The organism is Apibacter muscae, from assembly GCF_007845595.1.
Lineage (GTDB): Bacteria > Bacteroidota > Bacteroidia > Flavobacteriales > Weeksellaceae > Apibacter > Apibacter muscae.
In genome coordinates this window covers 52,996-69,436 of sequence record NZ_SELI01000023.1, presented here as the reverse complement: position 1 = coordinate 69,436, position 16,441 = coordinate 52,996, and the positions used below count along the sequence as shown (strand labels likewise).

The following is a 16,441-nucleotide window of genomic DNA, read 5'->3' as shown; positions in this document are numbered from 1 at the left end:
AACAATTTAAACTAAAAAAGTCTGAATTAAAATATTCAGACTTTTTTAGTTATAAATCATAGATCTTTCAAAATTTTCAAATAATTTGAATATCTTCTCTCAGATATTTCATCTTCATCAACAGCTTTTATAACTGCACAATTGGGTTCATTTAAATGCAAACAATTATGAAATTTACACCAAGAACGAAATTTATATATTTCCGGAAAAAAATTTTGTAATTCCTCCTTACTAATTTCAACCAACTCAAATTCTTTAATTCCTGGAATGTCAATAATACTTCCTCCAAAACTCCAATCATACATTTGAGCAAAGGTTGTAGTATGTTTTCCTTTATCATTAGAATTTGAAATCACAGATGTTTTTAAATCCAAATCTGGTTGTAAAGCATTAATTGTAGAACTTTTACCACTCCCAGAATGTCCTAAAAAAAGACTTACTTTATTTTTTAATAAATTTTTTAAAATATCAATATTAATATTTTTATTGGCTGATATCTCTAATATATCATAACCAATTTTTTTATAAATATGAGTTACCTCTTTAATTTCTTTTAAATCTTCTTCGTTTATTAATAAATCAATTTTATTAATAACAATTAAAACCGGAATATGATAAGCTTCACAAGTAATCAATAATCTATTTAGAAATCCCAAAGAAGTTTGTGGATTTTTAATGGTAAAAATAATACATGCTAAATCTATATTTGAAGCTAAAATATGTGTAGATTTTGACAAGTTTACAGACTTACGAATGATATAATTTTTTCTAGGATGTATAGTTGTTATCCATGCCACTCCATCCTCATGAAGTTCGTAATCTACTTCATCTCCAACCGCCAATGGATTGGTTGTACTAATTTTTTCTTTTTTAAACTTCCCTCTTATTCTGGCTTCGTAAATAGTACTAGTTATTTTATCTTTTAATAAATACCAACTTCCTGTGGATTTAATAATTGTTGCTTGCTTCATTTTTTTAAAATAAAAAATGCATCATTAAAGATGCATTTCAATTATATAAATATTGTAAAAATCATTATATATCATCCATGATTTTGTTTTGTAAATCTACTGATTCTTTATGAATAGAGATTAATAAATGATCTAAAAATTCTTCAGATAAACCCATTCTAGAGCCATTTCTAATAGCTAATTTCTTTAAAACATTCCATCTGTCTGGTTGAAAAATAGCAACGTTATGATCTTTTTTAAGAATTCCAATTTTCTTAGCAACATCCATTCTTGAAGCTAATAAACCTAACAATTGGTTGTCTAATTCATCAATTTCTCCTCTGTATCTGTTTAATTTAGAAGAAAAATCATCTGAAAGATCATTTTTCTTTCTAATAGTAAGATCTACTAAAATTTCTTTTAATCTTTCTGGAGTAATTTGTTGTTTAGCATCACTCCATGCTTCGTCTGGGTTACAATGAGTTTCAATCATTAAACCATTGTATTCCAAATTAAACGCCTGTTGAGCAATCTCTGAAATTAGTTCTCTAGTTCCACCAATATGGGATGGATCGCAAATAATAGGTATATTAGGAAATCTATCTTTAAGTTCTAAAGCAATTTGCCATTGTGGGTTATTTCTATATTTAGACTTATTGTTAGAAGAAAAACCTCTATGAATAACTCCTAATTTTTTTATGCCTTGAGCTGCTAATCTTTCTAATCCACCAATCCACAAATCCAAATCAGGATTTACAGGATTTTTAACTAAAACTACTTTATCTGTATCTCTTAGTGATTCTGCAATTTCTTGCATTGCAAAGGGATTAACCGTAGATCTAGCTCCTATCCATAAATAATCTATATCAAACTCCAAAGCTAATTTAGCATGCGAAGCATTTGCTATTTCGGTAGCCGTAAGCATACCAAATTCTTCTTTTACTCTTCTTAACCAATTCAATCCTATAGCCCCTACTCCTTCAAAGCTTCCTGGTTTGGTTCTAGGTTTCCAAATTCCTGCACGATAAACTTGTACATAATCTTTATCTAAACGTTCCGCTATTTCCATTACTTGTTTTTCGCTTTCAGCACTACATGGCCCAGCAATAATCAGTGGCTTGTCAAACTGATTAATCCAATCTTGATTTATATCTCGTATACTCATAATCTAAAACTTAGTTAAGCACAATATTTAATTTCAAATTTAAATATTATTTTCTCAAATCTAAATTATAATGCAATATTTTCACTAAAAATGCCATTATTTTATTTAAATTTATTTACAAAATTTTCAAAAACGCCTAAACCAAACAAGGAATAATCGTATTTAACAGGGTCATCTTTGTCAAATTTTTTCAAATTATTGGTAAGTTCAACCACAGATTTCCAATCGTTTTGATTTCTATTTAGAAGTTTTAGAGTTCTTGCTGTATTTCCCGAATGAATATCCAAAGGACACATCAATTGAGAAGGTGAAATGCTCTGCCACAAACCAAAATCAACGCCCTTATTATCTTTTCTAACCATCCACCGTAAATACATGTTTATTCTTTTTGAAGAAGAATTTTTTAATGGGCTACTTACATGTTTTTGTGTTCTTTGTAATGGTAAAATTTCAAAAAATACTTTCCGAAATCTTTCTATAGCATAAAATGTATTTGATTCATCTTTATGGGTTGAAAAAATTTTTTCAAGTCCTCCTCTATTTTTATAAATATTTTGTAATGATTTTATAAAATATATCAAATCCTCAGAATTAAAAGTTCTATGCACACACCTTTCAATTTTTTTTAAATCATTTTCTGTATGATTTAATATAAAATTATAGGGTTCCCCTTCTAAATAATTAACCACTTTTTCAGAACTTTTTAAAATACTTTTTCTATTTCCCCATGCAATTGTAGCTATTAAAAACCCAATTATCTCAATATCTTCTTTGCTGGTAAACTGATGCGGTATTTGTATAGGATCTGTTTCTATAAATCGATGATGATTGTATTCTTCAAACTTTTCATCTAAAAATAATTTGAGTTCATCGAAATTCATAAAAGTTAAACTTTTAAGCTTCTCTTTTTATTTTTTGGTTTGAAATTCCTTTTAAAATTATTTTCTTTCTTCTTAAAATTTTTTGAAAAAGAAGATTCTATTTCATCATTCCTAAAAGTATGCTCTTTAACAATAGTAATATCTTTCTTAATTAATTTATGAATATCTTTTAGTAATGGTAATTCATCATGATCGCAAAAGGCAATCGCTACACCGTTACGCCCTGCACGGCCTGTTCTTCCAATACGATGCACATAGGTTTCAGGAACATTAGGCAAATCATAATTAAACACATGTGATAGGTGATCTACATCAATACCCCGAGCTGCAATATCTGTAGCTATAAGTACTCTTGTGGATTTATCCTTAAAATTTTTAAGAGCATTTTGTCTAGCATTCTGTGATTTATTCCCATGAATAGCTTCTGTTCTTATACCTACCTGATTTAATTGCTTTGAAATCTTGTCTGAACCATGTTTGGTTTTTGCAAAAACAAGTATAGATTCTAAATTTTTATTTTGAAGCAGTTCAATTAATAATTTAATTTTGTTCGCCTTTTCTACATAATACAATGACTGTTCTATTTTATCAACCGTAGACGATACTGGAGTTACTTCAATTCTTGAAGGATGGTTTAATATGTTATTGGCTAATTTTTCAATTTCCGGAGGCATTGTTGCAGAAAAGAATAATGATTGTCTTTTATTGGGTAATAAAGGCAATATTTTTTTTATATCGTGTATAAATCCCATATCTAGCATTTGGTCTGCCTCATCTAAAACAAAATATTCTAAGGTTTTCAGATTTATAAACTTTTGATTAATTAAATCTAATAATCTTCCCGGAGTAGCTATTAAAATATTAACTCCTGAACGAAGTGTATCTGTTTGTTTTTTTTGTGGAACTCCTCCAAAAATAACGGTGTGACGCAAATTTGTATATTTGCTATATTCCTTAATATTTTCTTCAATTTGTATAGCCAATTCTCTAGTGGGTGTAAGTATCAATGCTTTGATGTTACGTCCTCTATTTTTATTTAGATTTTGGTGTAGTTGTTGAATGATTGGAATTGAAAAAGCAGCTGTTTTACCGGTTCCTGTTTGTGCAACGCCTAATAAATCTTTACCTTCTAAAAGAATGGGGATCGCTTGTGCTTGTATTGGAGTTGGGTTTATGTAGTTTTGATCTTTTAGAGCTCTTAGTATAGGCTCAACTAAATTTAATTTTTCAAATGTCATACTATATTAGTCCTAGATTTAACGGACTTTTCTTATTTTAATGATCCGTAAAGGTAGACTTTTAATTTGTTATAACGTTTTAAAATAAAATATTTTATTACTTAAATAGTTGTATGCTTTTTTATTAATTCACCAATTATATACTTACTATTAAGATCAAATTATAGATATAATAAAACTTGATGATTTTAAGATTTTACTGTCTTTACTAGTTGTTTTATTCCTGAAACTAATAATAAAATGATAGAACCAGCAATCAATCCCAATATGATTTGTTTCAAAATTTCTGGTTGTAATGAAATGTGATGAACAAAATTTATATTATGATCAAAAATTCCTCCGGAAACCATTAATAATGCAATTGTTCCTACAATGGATAAAACTTTTATTATAATTGGTAAAGATTTGATTAGAAGCTTTCCTATTGCTGTTAATATCCCTTTTCCTTTAGATTTTAAAATTAGAAAATTACCCATATCATCCAAACGAACTATTAAAGCTACAATTCCGTAAACCCCTACTGTCGCTATAAAAGCTACAATGGAAACTGTAAAAATTTCAATCCATAATGGTTGGTTGGCTACTGTACCTAAGGCAATAATTACTATCTCAATAGAAAGAATAAAATCTGTAAATATTGCTGATTTTATTTTTTTCTTTTCAGCAATTGGATCATTTTCAAGATTTGTAACATCTTCTTTTTTTATATGTTGATTTTTATGAAAAAAATATTCGAAAATTTTTTCTACTCCTTCATAAGCTAAATAAAAGCCACCCAGAATTAAAATGTATTGAATAACTACTGGAAAAAATAAATTTAATGCAATTGCAATAGGTACAATTATTATTTTATTAATTAAAGAACCTTTTGTAATTTTCCATAATACGGGTAATTCTCTAGAAGAAACAAATCCTGTAGCTTTTTCTGCGTTAACAGCTAAATCATCTCCCAAAATGCCAGCTGTTTTGCCTGTAGCTAGTTTTGTAGTGACTGCTACATCATCCATTAGTGCGGCTATATCATCCAATATAGCAAATATTCCTGAAGCCATAGTAGGTTTAATTTTAATTCAAAAATATAAATTTATTTTTGAATTAAAATCTATATTTCTTAAACCTTTAAATTTTTATTGTATCGTATATTTTATAAATAATTATAAATCTGCTAACTAATGAGTTTTATGAACTATGAACTATATTTATAAATATTGCTTTTTAAAATACTAATTATAATAAATTTATTCCTGGGCAATTTGTATTTCTAAGCCATCTATATTTTGTTGAATAGGTATTTGACATCCTAAACGGCTATTTTCTTTTACATTAAATGCTTCAGAAAGCATGGCATCTTCTTCATCACTTTTGGGTGAAAGACTATCTTGATTATTTAATATGTATACTTGACAAGAGGCACACATTGCCATTCCTCCACATATACCTATAGTCCCTTCCGGTTCTATTTCATAAGCTCTGATTACCTCCATAAGGTTCATAGACATATCGGTGGGTGCTACTACCTCATGTTTAGTACCCTTTCTATCTATTATAGTTATTTTGACTTCTGACATTTGTTTATTCTATGGATTTAACTACTGCTTTCTCTGCCTCTTTTATTGTACCATCGAATCCTTGTATCCCTCCAACCGTCGTATATTTTAAAACATATTTTTTATTGGGATTTATTCGATTATAAATGCTTTGGCACATTAATGTTGCTTCATGAAAGCCGCAAAGGATTAGTTTTAATTTTCCTGGATAGATATTAATATCTCCAATGGCATAAATACCCTCAATATTGGTTTGGTAATCTAAAGCATTATTAACTTTAATAGCATTTTTCTCAATCTCTAATCCCCATTCTGCTATAGGTCCTAGCTTAGGAGTTAATCCAAACAAGGGAATGAAATAATCTGTGAATATTTCATTTTTTTTATTTTCTTTCTCTATAATTAAGGATTCTAATTTACCATCTCCATGAATGCCTATAACTTCTGCTGGAGTTATAAGTTTAATTTTACCTTTATTTTTTAAATCTTGTACTTTTTCTACAGAATCTAAGGCTCCTCTAAATTCATTTCTTCTATGTACCAAAGTTACTTCCTCGGCTATATCTGATAAAAATATACTCCAATCTAAGGCAGAATCCCCACCTCCAGCTATCACTAATTTTTTATTTCTATATAGTTCAGGATTTTTTATAAAGTATTCAACCCCTTTACCTTCATATTTTTCAATATTTTCGATTAAAGGTTTTCTAGGTTCAAAGCTCCCTAGACCTGCTGCTATAGCTATAGCTTTAGCCTTATGCTGAGTTCCTTTATCAGTAGTCACTATAAAAGTACCGTCTTCTTTTTTATCAATGGTTTGCGCAACTTCATTTAATGTAAAACCAGGTTCAAATTGCTTTATTTGCTCTTGTAAATTTTGAATTAATTCTGCGGCTTGAATGGTTGGAAAACCGGGAATGTCAAAAATAGGCTTTTTGGGATATAATTCAACCAATTGTCCACCAGGGTTGGGTAAAGAATCTATAATGTGACATCTTAATTTTAATAGTCCTGCTTCAAATACAGTAAAAAGTCCGGTAGGCCCCGCTCCTATAATTAATATATCCGTTTCAATCATTATACTAGTTAATTTTAATAATTAAATTTTAAACTATTTTTAACTGTGGTTTGTTATCAATCTTTTCCTCTAAAAATAACTTCCCTCTCAATATGCTTTTAATAAGCTCAATAAATTTATCAGCAAATGTAAGTCTTATTTGGTTGGAAGAATAAATTAATGAAATCTCCCTAGAGGGAGAATTTTTAAAATATCTTAAATTTTTCTTATCGGTTTCAGATAAGTTTTCAGATTCAAGCAATGGAAGTATGGTAAAACCAAAACCTTCATTCACTAAACTTACAATTGTAGAAAAACTACCACTTTCCAATTTAATATTGGAATGAATGGAATCTTTATACTTGCAAAGATCTAATACGTGATCTCTAAAACAATGACCTTCTTCTAGCATCAACAAATTATTAAAATCTAATTTGTCAATTTCTAATAAATCTTCTTTATATAAATCGTCTTGCGGAGAAATATAAGCTACCAGAGGTTCTCTATATATTGGTCTTTCAATTATAGGGTAATCATTATTTAATGGCGTGCTAACAATAGCAAAGTCTATCTCATCGTTTTTTAATGACTTTAAAATATCTTCTGTTTTAAGCTCTTTAATAATTAGTTCTGACTCTGGATGTTTATTTTTAAAAATTTTAAAAAATAATGGAACTAATGTTGGAATTATTGTTGGAATTATACCAATTTTTACAATTCCATTCATGCTTTTTTTATCTTCTTCAACAATTTTGGGTAGTTTATCAGCCTCCTGCAAAATGATCCTAGCTTGAGAAATAATTTTTTCGCCTATAGATGTGATTTTTATAGGATTCGTTGTTCTATCAAACAACTCAACTCCCAAAGCTTTTTCTAATTTTTGAATTTGCATGCTTAATGTGGGCTGACTTACAAATGCTTTTTCTGCGGCTACTGTAAAGTTTTTGTATTGTGCCACCGTCAATACATATTGAAGCTGTATTAAAGTCATTAGTTATTAAGCTTTATGGTTTTGTTTTAAGACGCAATTTACTAAAAAAACTACGATTTTAAATATCTTTTAAAAATAATCTAAATATTTTGTAACCTTATTTATATTCTTCTCGTATATACATTTATTAATGAAAAACACAATAATAAAATAATTTATGTTTTAATTCTATATTTTATTTTAAAACTTAAATACTTTTTTAAATATTTTAACTTAGCATTCTATTTTAAAGATGAGACAATTAAAAATTACCAAACAGGTAACTAACCGTGAAACCGCTTCTCTTGATAAATATTTACAAGAAATTGGGAAGGTGGATTTAATTACTGCTGATGAAGAGGTAGACTTAGCACAACGTATAAAAGCTGGAGATAGAGTAGCTTTAGAAAAATTAACCAAAGCCAATTTAAGGTTTGTGGTATCTGTAGCGAAGCAATACCAAAACCAAGGTTTAAGTTTGCCGGATTTAATTAATGAAGGAAATTTGGGCTTGATAAAAGCAGCTAAGCGTTTCGATGAAACTAGAGGTTTTAAGTTTATTTCTTATGCAGTTTGGTGGATTAGACAATCTATTCTTCAAGCTCTTGCAGAACAATCCAGAATTGTACGATTACCTTTAAATAAAATTGGATCTATTAATAAAATAAATAAAGCTTATGCTCATCTAGAGCAAGAACATGAAAGAGCACCTTCTGCCGCAGAATTAAGTGAAGTTCTGGATATGAGTGAAGAAGACATTAAAGAATCCATGAAAAACTCTGGTAGACATCTTTCCATGGATGCTCCTTTAGTTGAAGGAGAAGATTCTAATTTGTATGATGTACTTCGTTCAGGAGAATCCCCTAGTCCTGATAAGGATTTAATGCTGGAATCTTTACAAACTGAAATTGAACGATCACTTTCTACACTTACCCCTAGAGAGGCAGATCTTATTCGCTTATACTTTGGTTTAAGTGGACAACATCCTATGACCTTAGAAGAAATAGGAGAAACATTTGACTTAACTCGTGAAAGGGTTAGACAAATTAAAGAAAAAGCAATCCGTAGATTAAAACATACCAGTAGAAGTAAAATATTAAAATCTTACTTAGGAAAATAAATTCTATTCTAATTTAGCTAAAAGAATCAATATATTAGTATATTGATTCTTTTTTCATTTTTTATAAACAATTAAATTTTATTATGATAGAAATTATTATTAGTGTTATTTTTAATGTAGCTGTCTCCATAATTCTTAAAATTTATAGTACTAAAAATAACAGTAAGAATCTTTTATTTCAAATAATTACTTATAATTATCTTTTCTCGGCAATACTTTGTTATCTTATATTTAAACCTGATATATTCACAATAAATTTTACTAAAATTCCATGGGGAATCTATATTCTTATGAGTATATTAATGCCTAGTCTTTTTTTACTTATCGGACAATCCATTAAATATATTGGGATTGCAAAAACTGATATTGCTCAAAGAATATCCTTACTCTTAACAATTATTGCCTCTTTTGTATTTTTTAATGAATCTTTTCATTTAAACAAAGTATTCGGTTTATGTATCGGATTTATTTCTATATTTTTTATTTTTTATGAAAAGATAAATAGAAATAAAGCTAAACCTTCCATGCTAAATAAATGGTATTTACCCTTATTAATATTTCTAGGAATGGGTATGGTAAGTATTCTATATAAAATTATTGCCATTCAAAATTCAAACATTTCCTTTATTACTTCAACCTTTATAATTTTTATAGGTTCATTTATTTTTAGCGTAATTTTAATTATTTATAGAAAGCAAAAATTCAATTTATCCGCCATATTCTGGGGACTTGGAGTAGGAATATTTAATTTTGGTAATGTTTTATTTTATTTAAGAGCTCACCAAACCCTAAAAGATAATCCTTCTATTGTATTCGCTACAATGAACTTGGGAGTCATTGTTTTTGGAAGTATAGTTGGAATTATCTTTTTTAAAGAAAAAATGTCTAAACTAAACTATTGGGGTTTGTTACTAGCCTTAATCTCAATAGTTTTAATTTCAAAAATTTAGATTCACTTACTTAGCAATAATACTATTTTCCTTAACATTATTTCTTTTATAAACAATTGTTGATACTAATATGCTAGCTTCATAAAGCAAATATAAGGGACAAGATGCCACTAACATAGAAGGAATATCTCCAGGAGTAATAAATCCTGCAATGATTAGTATTATTATTACGGCATGTCTTCTATAGGTTTTTAAAAATTTTGGAGTCAATATACCTAAGCTTGTTAAAACATAAACAATAATTGGTAATAAAAATACAAATCCCATACCTAGAACAGTTTGAAGTAAAATGCTAATATAGCTGGATAAATCTATATTCACTTTTATGGTATCTGAAATATTAAAAAAATAACCAAAATGCATGGTTAAGGGGGTAACTAAAAAATAACCAAAGGAACAACCTATGATGAATAAAAAATATGTAGCTATAAAAAATGATAGTGAGTTTTTCTTTTCCCTTGGCTTTAAACCTGGAGCAATAAACTTCCACATTTCATAGATAATGTAAGGAAACACTAAGATCAGCCCCCCTGCAACAGCTATATAAAATGCTGTGTTTAATTGTTCAAAGATTCTTCTTACTTGGATGGGAAAGTGATCCGGCATTACAAATACGTCCTGAGAACCAAATAATTGACTTATAAAATTCATTATTTTAAAAGTTATAAAATTCTTATTTACTGGACCAAATATTATATGATCCATAACAAAATGAATTTTCCAACCCACCAATGAAGCTCCTAAACATACCGCAAGTAAACATCTCAGAATATGTTTTCTTAATTCACCTACATGAGAAAGAAAAGGCATATTCGCAGTATTTTTCTTTTTATTAGCCATTAATAATTATATATAAAGTCAATATATTATTTGTATCCATTTTCTAAAAGAACATGTAAATCAATAATTCCAAAATATTTTTCTCCATCCAAAACAACTAATTGACCAATTTGATTATCTTTAAATTGAGTAAAAGCAACACTTGCAAGTTCATCTTTTTGTATGGTTTTAGGATGCACAGACATAATTTCCTTAGCTGTAATTTTGTTATAATCTACATCTTTAGACAAAACTCTTCTTAAATCTCCATCAGTAATTACACCCACAACTTTTTCATTATCTACAATTACAGTAATACCATGGGAAGAAGAAGTTAATGAATTTATAACTTCTTTTAAGTGAGAATTTAAACATATTTGAGGTTTATGGATTTGTTTAACAAATTGTTCAACTTTCCATAATAAATTTTTTCCTAATGCTCCTCCAGGATGAAATTTCGCAAAATCTTCAGATTTAAAACCTTTTACTTGTAAAAGAGTGATTGCCAATGCATCTCCCAATGCTAGTTGTACAATAGTAGACGTGGTAGGTGCTAAATTATTAGGATCTGCTTCTTTATCAACCTTTGTGTCTAAGATTACATCGGCTTGCTCGGCCAATAAACAATTTTTATTGGATGTCATCGCTATTAGGCGTGATGAATATTTTTTTAAATACGGTACTACCTCTTGAATCTCCATTGAAGTTCCACTATTGGAAATACAAATAGCTATATCTTCTGATCTAATAACTCCTAGATCCCCATGCTTAGCTTCAGCAGCATGCAAAAACTGAGCAGGAGTTCCCGTTGAATTAAATGTAGCAACTAATTTATTAGCTATATGAGCGCTTTTCCCAACTCCACAAAAAATTATTTTTCCTTCACATCCTAAAATAAGATTTACAGCTTCTACAAAATCTTCTCCCAAGCGATCATTTAAAGAATTTAATTCTTTTATTTCTAAACTTAACGTATTTTTACCCAACTCTAAAATCTTATGTTTTTCCAAAATATAAATATTATTTTTTTGTTAGAGAATATTATTGTATTTTTAAAATTCACAATAACATTGGCAAATTTAAAAAAAAACTACAGTTAAAAGATGAATTCTTTAGAAAAAGACTTATCTAAATCCTTAAAAAAATATTTTGGATTTAGCACCTTTAAAAAGCCACAAGAAGAAATTATTACTAGTTTACTTGAAGGTAATAATGTATTTGTTTTGATGCCTACAGGAGGAGGAAAATCCTTATGCTATCAACTACCAGCATTAATTTCTAATGGTACTGCTATTGTTGTATCTCCATTAATTGCTCTTATGAAAAACCAAGTAGATGCCATCAGAGGTATTTCTTCCAACGAAGGAGTTGCGCATGTACTTAATTCTTCTCAAAATAAAACAGAAATAAAAAAAGTTAAAGATGATATTATATCTGGAGTTACAAAACTATTATATGTAGCACCAGAATCTTTGATAAAAGAAGAATATGTTGAATTTTTAAAAAGTATTGAAATATCTTTTTTTGCTATTGATGAAGCACATTGTATCTCTGAATGGGGGCATGATTTTAGACCCGAATATAGAAATTTAAGAGCCATCATTGAAAAAATTGGTAAAGTACCAATCATTGCTTTAACAGCAACGGCAACACCTAAAGTTCAGGATGACATACAAAAAAATTTGGGTATGACTGATGCCAAAGTTTTTAAATCTTCTTTTAATCGTCCAAATTTATTTTATGAAGTAAGAAGTAAAATTAATCCTGAAAAGCAAATTATAAAATATATTAAAGAAAATCCTAACAAATCAGGAATAATTTATTGCTTAAGCAGAAAAAAAGTGGAAGAGCTAGCAGAGTTGTTAAAAATTAATGGCATAAATGCACTTCCCTATCATGCGGGATTAGAAAGTAAACTAAGAGCCAGCCATCAGGATAAATTTTTAATGGAAGAAGTAGATGTTATCTGTGCTACTATTGCCTTTGGAATGGGGATAGATAAACCTGATGTTCGATTTGTTTTCCATTATGATATTCCTAAAAGTCTGGAAAGTTATTATCAAGAAACGGGTAGAGCTGGTAGAGATGGAGGTGAGGGAAAATGTATTGCCTTTTATGATTATAAGGATATTGAAAAATTAGAAAAATTCTTAGCATCTAAATCAGTTTCTGAGAGAGAGATTGGTATGCAATTATTACAGGAAGTTGTTGGTTATGCTGAAACTTCAATGTCTAGAAGGAAATACCTTTTGCATTATTTTGGGGAAGTTTTTGATGAAGTTAACGGATTAGGTGCAAAAATGGATGATAATTCACTAAACCCTAAGCCTTTAACTGAAGTTTCCAAGGAAATTCAGCAAATGCTTTCGATTGTTGAAAAAACCAAAGAAAAACTTAAAATTAAAGATTTAGTCCATATAGCTACAGGTAAGGAAACCGCTATAATTAAATCTTATAAAATTAGTTCAGAAAATTATTTCGGTTTTGGAAAAGATAAAACAGAAAATTTTTGGAAATCTATTGTTAGACAAGCTATCGTTCATAACTTCCTAGCTAAAGACATAGAGACTTATGGCGTTTTAAAATTAACGGATTTAGGGAAAAGTTTTATATCTAATCCTACTTCTATACAAATGGCTGAAGATTGGGATTATAATCAAGAAATAGAAAATAGCAATACTATTGTACAACCCTCTGGAAACAATAATGCTATTGATAAAACTTTATTTGAAGATTTAAAAAATATTCGTAAAAAAGTTGCTAAAAAATTTAATATTCCTCCATTCGCTGTTTTTCAAGATCCAAGTTTAGAAGATATGGCTTTACAATATCCTACATCTCTAGTTGAAATGGGAAATATCTTTGGAGTTGGGGAAGGTAAAGCAAAAAAATTTGGAAAAGAATTTATTGATTATATCGCTAAATATATCGAAGATCATGATATTATTAAACCGGATGATTTAGTTATTAAACAAATTGCTAATAAATCCTCTCATAAAGTTTTTATAATTCAAAATACGGATAGAAAATTAGATTTTGAGGATATTGCTAAAGCAAAAGATCTTTCTATGAGTGAGTTACTAGACGAGATGGAAAGTATCGTTTATCAAGGAACTAAATTAAACATCAACTATTATGTAGATGAATTATTAGATGAAGATCAACAACAAGAAATCATTGATTTTTTAATGGAGTCTGAAAGTGATAAAATGTCTGTATTACTTGAAGAATTTGGAGAAGATTATTCTGATGAAGAATTACGTATTATGAGAATAAAATTTATTAGCGATGTTGCTAATTAATTAAAATTTTAAATAAAAAAGTCAATTTTAATTTCCTTCTATTTATAATATGTTAAGTTCAAATGGTTACTAATTCATTTGATGCTTTCATTAATTTAGTAGGAATTAAGTATCAATAATTTTCCTTTTTAATCATTTTTCAATAAATATTTACTTTAAATAGTATATTTTTATTTGAACTACAAAGTCTTGTTAGGTTTAGGCAATTGTGAATAGTAATTCTTAGCTGTACTTAAAATATATCCTACATTACTTTCTAAGATATCCAAGTACATTTCATTGGAGTCTTTATTTTGTATATATAAGTGATAACATATATTGGATTTCATAAATGGAAAATAGTTATTATCTTTAACAAGTAACATAAGCAAAGTAAGAATCTCATAATCTTTTTTATCACTTTTTTTGAAACTACTTATTAGGAAAGGAATCATTTCCGTAGCATTTAATTCCCGTAATATTAATTTAAAATTAAGTCCTATATTAGGTTGTTTCAGCGAGTTTTCTTTTATAAGTTTTAGTACTTCGTTTCTATTGTTTCTAAGGAAATCAATTTCTCGTATGCTCCATATGATATCTTGATCATGATAGGGTAAATGAGCATTTATCTTATCATTCCGATCTAAAGAAGTATTTAAAATTATATTTTTATTCAAATTTTCAGGGTAAGCCATCACATACGTGAATTTCTCTTTGAATGACAACTGATTAAAATCTTCATCACTCAAAATAACTGGAACAATCTTATTTTCAGAACCATTGTTTGAAATATTCTTAATTCCAGATTTAGCAAGAAGTTTACTTATTTTTGAAAATTTATAAGTGGGTATGAAGCTTAAAGATTTATACTCAGAATATAGTGGATTAGCAATGCTTAAAGAATCTATTTGCTGTGCATTAAGTTGAAAAAATAAAATTAGTAATAGCCATAGATAATTTTTTTTCATAACATTTAGTTTATATATTTACCTAAATATATAAAATATTTCCTTAGCAAAAAAAATAGAGGATATTTTATCCTCTATTTACTTATGAAATTAAAAATTTTATAAGAATATCTATTGTATTATTTCAAGGATAGAACTTCTTAAAATTTGCGCTTTTTTAGCTAATTCTTCCTCAGTCCATAATAAAGAGATAGGAATTGTAATTGTTCTACTTAATATGTTATCCGACTGTGTATAATCTGCATTGGCATAATTCGGTAATAACTCTTTATGTTCTTTATACAGCGGAGCTAGGGTTTTCAAAAGTTTTAAATGATCCCACTTTTTTATATAATGCCAATTATTATCAAACCAATAGGCATTGCCAATTCCTTTAGAAACCAATAATTGAGAGGCTTCCTTTGCTTTTTCTTTCGTTGGTAAAAAAATACTTAAAAATGAAGCATTGTCTCCTTTTTCATCAAGGATTCTTCTAAATTCTACCCCTTCGATATCTTTTAGAGCATCTTTAAAAACTTGTTTATTATTCCTTTGAATACTAAGAATTTTATCTAATTTTTCAAATTGTGCTAAACCCACTGCTGCATTTAATTCTGAAATTCTATAATTTAAACCTAAATAGGGATGATTCTCAGCTCCTCTATTATTACCAACATGGTCATGGCCATGATCTGTATACTGATCTGCATGGATATAATAATCATGATTATTAGTAACTACAGCTCCACCTTCTCCACAAGTAATGGTTTTAACAAAATCAAAAGAAAAACAACCTAAGTCTCCTATAGTACCTAAATATTTTCCTTTATAGGTTCCTCCAAATGCTTGGCACGCATCTTCAATTAAGAGTATATTATGTTTTTTTGCTAGTTCTTTTAGTAAAGTTAAATCTGCCATCTCTCCACACATATGTACAGGCATAATTACTTTAGTTCTTGGTGAAATAGCTTTTTCAACAGATTTAGGATCCATAGTTAAAGTGTCGTCAATATCGACCAAAACAGGTATAGCTCCCACACTAAGCACAGCTTCAAAACTTGCTACAAAGGTAAAAGTTGGCAAAATTACTTCATCCCCCGCTCCAATTCCTGCAGAATTTAAAGCTGTAATTAAAGCAGTTGTTCCACTTGTTGTAAGTTGTGCATAACTTACATTCATCTTTTTTTGAATGGATTGCTCTAATTCTTTTGCCTTCCAATGATTATTTCTTAAAGTTTCAAAATTATAACGCATTAAAATTCCACTTTCAATAACGTCATTTAGGTGTTTTTTCTCTTCTTCACCCCAAAGCTCATATCCTGGCATAATCTTATATTTTTAATATTATTTTATTGAAATGATCAACAAACAAAGATACTAAATTAGAAAATTTAATGGTTGCAGGAATTTATTTAAAATAAAACCATTAATTCATTATAAAATACATTAATATAAATTAAACTCAATTTATATAGAGATTATCAAAATTTAAATTTATTCTTGTTACATTTCTAAA

At 28.4% G+C, this 16,441-nt stretch carries 15 protein-coding genes; 3 read left to right on the top strand and 12 right to left on the bottom strand.

All coding sequences use genetic code 11. The annotated features are described in order from the left end of the window. Positions 1 to 56 precede the first annotated feature (56 nt). The 8 genes from rsgA to ETU10_RS09080 all read right to left on the bottom strand — a co-directional run bounded on the left by rsgA (position 57) and on the right by ETU10_RS09080 (position 7,829). Entirely contained in the window at positions 57 to 971 is a 915-nt protein-coding gene (gene rsgA / locus ETU10_RS09115) for a ribosome small subunit-dependent GTPase A (protein ID WP_146311673.1), read from the bottom strand. A 64-nt stretch (positions 972 to 1,035) separates the two neighbouring features. Then, a complete protein-coding gene (locus ETU10_RS09110; RefSeq protein WP_146263063.1) occupies positions 1,036 to 2,115 on the bottom strand; it encodes a bifunctional 3-deoxy-7-phosphoheptulonate synthase/chorismate mutase type II in 1,080 nt (359 codons plus the stop codon). 101 nt (positions 2,116 to 2,216) lie between these two features. Beyond that, on the bottom strand, positions 2,217 to 2,996 hold the full coding sequence (locus ETU10_RS09105; RefSeq protein ID WP_146311671.1) for a TIGR02757 family protein: 780 nt from the start codon (positions 2,994 to 2,996) through the stop codon (positions 2,217 to 2,219). 5 nt (positions 2,997 to 3,001) lie between these two features. Continuing rightward, positions 3,002 to 4,234, bottom strand: a complete 1,233-nt coding sequence (locus ETU10_RS09100; protein WP_146311669.1) for a DEAD/DEAH box helicase — start codon at positions 4,232 to 4,234, stop codon at positions 3,002 to 3,004. Between the two features lie 188 nt (positions 4,235 to 4,422). Beyond that, the gene (locus tag ETU10_RS09095) at positions 4,423 to 5,286 is read right to left on the bottom strand and encodes a DUF808 domain-containing protein (protein ID WP_146311667.1); all 864 of its coding nucleotides are present in this window, start codon (positions 5,284 to 5,286) and stop codon (positions 4,423 to 4,425) included. A gap of 186 nt (positions 5,287 to 5,472) precedes the next feature. Further along, positions 5,473 to 5,802: a 2Fe-2S iron-sulfur cluster-binding family protein gene (locus ETU10_RS09090; protein ID WP_146311665.1), complete on the bottom strand. Its 330-nt coding sequence runs from the start codon at positions 5,800 to 5,802 to the stop codon at positions 5,473 to 5,475. Positions 5,803 to 5,806: 4 nt separating this feature from the next. Then, on the bottom strand, positions 5,807 to 6,859 hold the full coding sequence (locus tag ETU10_RS09085; RefSeq protein WP_146311663.1) for an NAD(P)/FAD-dependent oxidoreductase: 1,053 nt from the start codon (positions 6,857 to 6,859) through the stop codon (positions 5,807 to 5,809). Between the two features lie 28 nt (positions 6,860 to 6,887). After that, on the bottom strand, positions 6,888 to 7,829 hold the full coding sequence (locus ETU10_RS09080; protein ID WP_146263069.1) for a LysR family transcriptional regulator: 942 nt from the start codon (positions 7,827 to 7,829) through the stop codon (positions 6,888 to 6,890). Positions 7,830 to 8,061: 232 nt separating this feature from the next. Between ETU10_RS09080 and ETU10_RS09075 the strand changes: the two genes are divergently transcribed. Continuing rightward, complete coding sequence (locus ETU10_RS09075; RefSeq protein ID WP_146263070.1) at positions 8,062 to 8,928, top strand: sigma-70 family RNA polymerase sigma factor; 867 nt, start codon at positions 8,062 to 8,064, stop codon at positions 8,926 to 8,928. A gap of 83 nt (positions 8,929 to 9,011) precedes the next feature. Further along, the gene (locus tag ETU10_RS09070; RefSeq protein WP_146311661.1) at positions 9,012 to 9,878 is read left to right on the top strand and encodes an EamA family transporter; all 867 of its coding nucleotides are present in this window, start codon (positions 9,012 to 9,014) and stop codon (positions 9,876 to 9,878) included. A gap of 6 nt (positions 9,879 to 9,884) precedes the next feature. Here ETU10_RS09070 and tatC read toward each other — a convergent pair whose 3' ends face one another. Further along, the gene (tatC, locus tag ETU10_RS09065) at positions 9,885 to 10,718 is read right to left on the bottom strand and encodes a twin-arginine translocase subunit TatC (RefSeq protein WP_146311659.1); all 834 of its coding nucleotides are present in this window, start codon (positions 10,716 to 10,718) and stop codon (positions 9,885 to 9,887) included. 26 nt (positions 10,719 to 10,744) lie between these two features. Next, the gene (locus ETU10_RS09060; protein WP_146293151.1) at positions 10,745 to 11,707 is read right to left on the bottom strand and encodes a KpsF/GutQ family sugar-phosphate isomerase; all 963 of its coding nucleotides are present in this window, start codon (positions 11,705 to 11,707) and stop codon (positions 10,745 to 10,747) included. 93 nt (positions 11,708 to 11,800) lie between these two features. On the opposite strand from ETU10_RS09060, the gene recQ reads away from it, so the two are divergent. Further along, entirely contained in the window at positions 11,801 to 13,999 is a 2,199-nt protein-coding gene (gene recQ, locus ETU10_RS09055; protein ID WP_146293153.1) for a DNA helicase RecQ, read from the top strand. Positions 14,000 to 14,178: 179 nt separating this feature from the next. On the opposite strand, the gene ETU10_RS09050 is transcribed toward recQ, so the two are convergent. Beyond that, positions 14,179 to 14,946 (bottom strand): hypothetical protein, encoded by a 768-nt coding sequence (locus ETU10_RS09050; RefSeq protein WP_146263074.1) that lies wholly within the window; start codon positions 14,944 to 14,946, stop codon positions 14,179 to 14,181. Between the two features lie 111 nt (positions 14,947 to 15,057). After that, positions 15,058 to 16,251, bottom strand: coding sequence for a DegT/DnrJ/EryC1/StrS family aminotransferase (locus ETU10_RS09045; protein ID WP_146311657.1), 1,194 nt, complete (start codon positions 16,249 to 16,251; stop codon positions 15,058 to 15,060). Positions 16,252 to 16,441 lie beyond the last annotated feature (190 nt).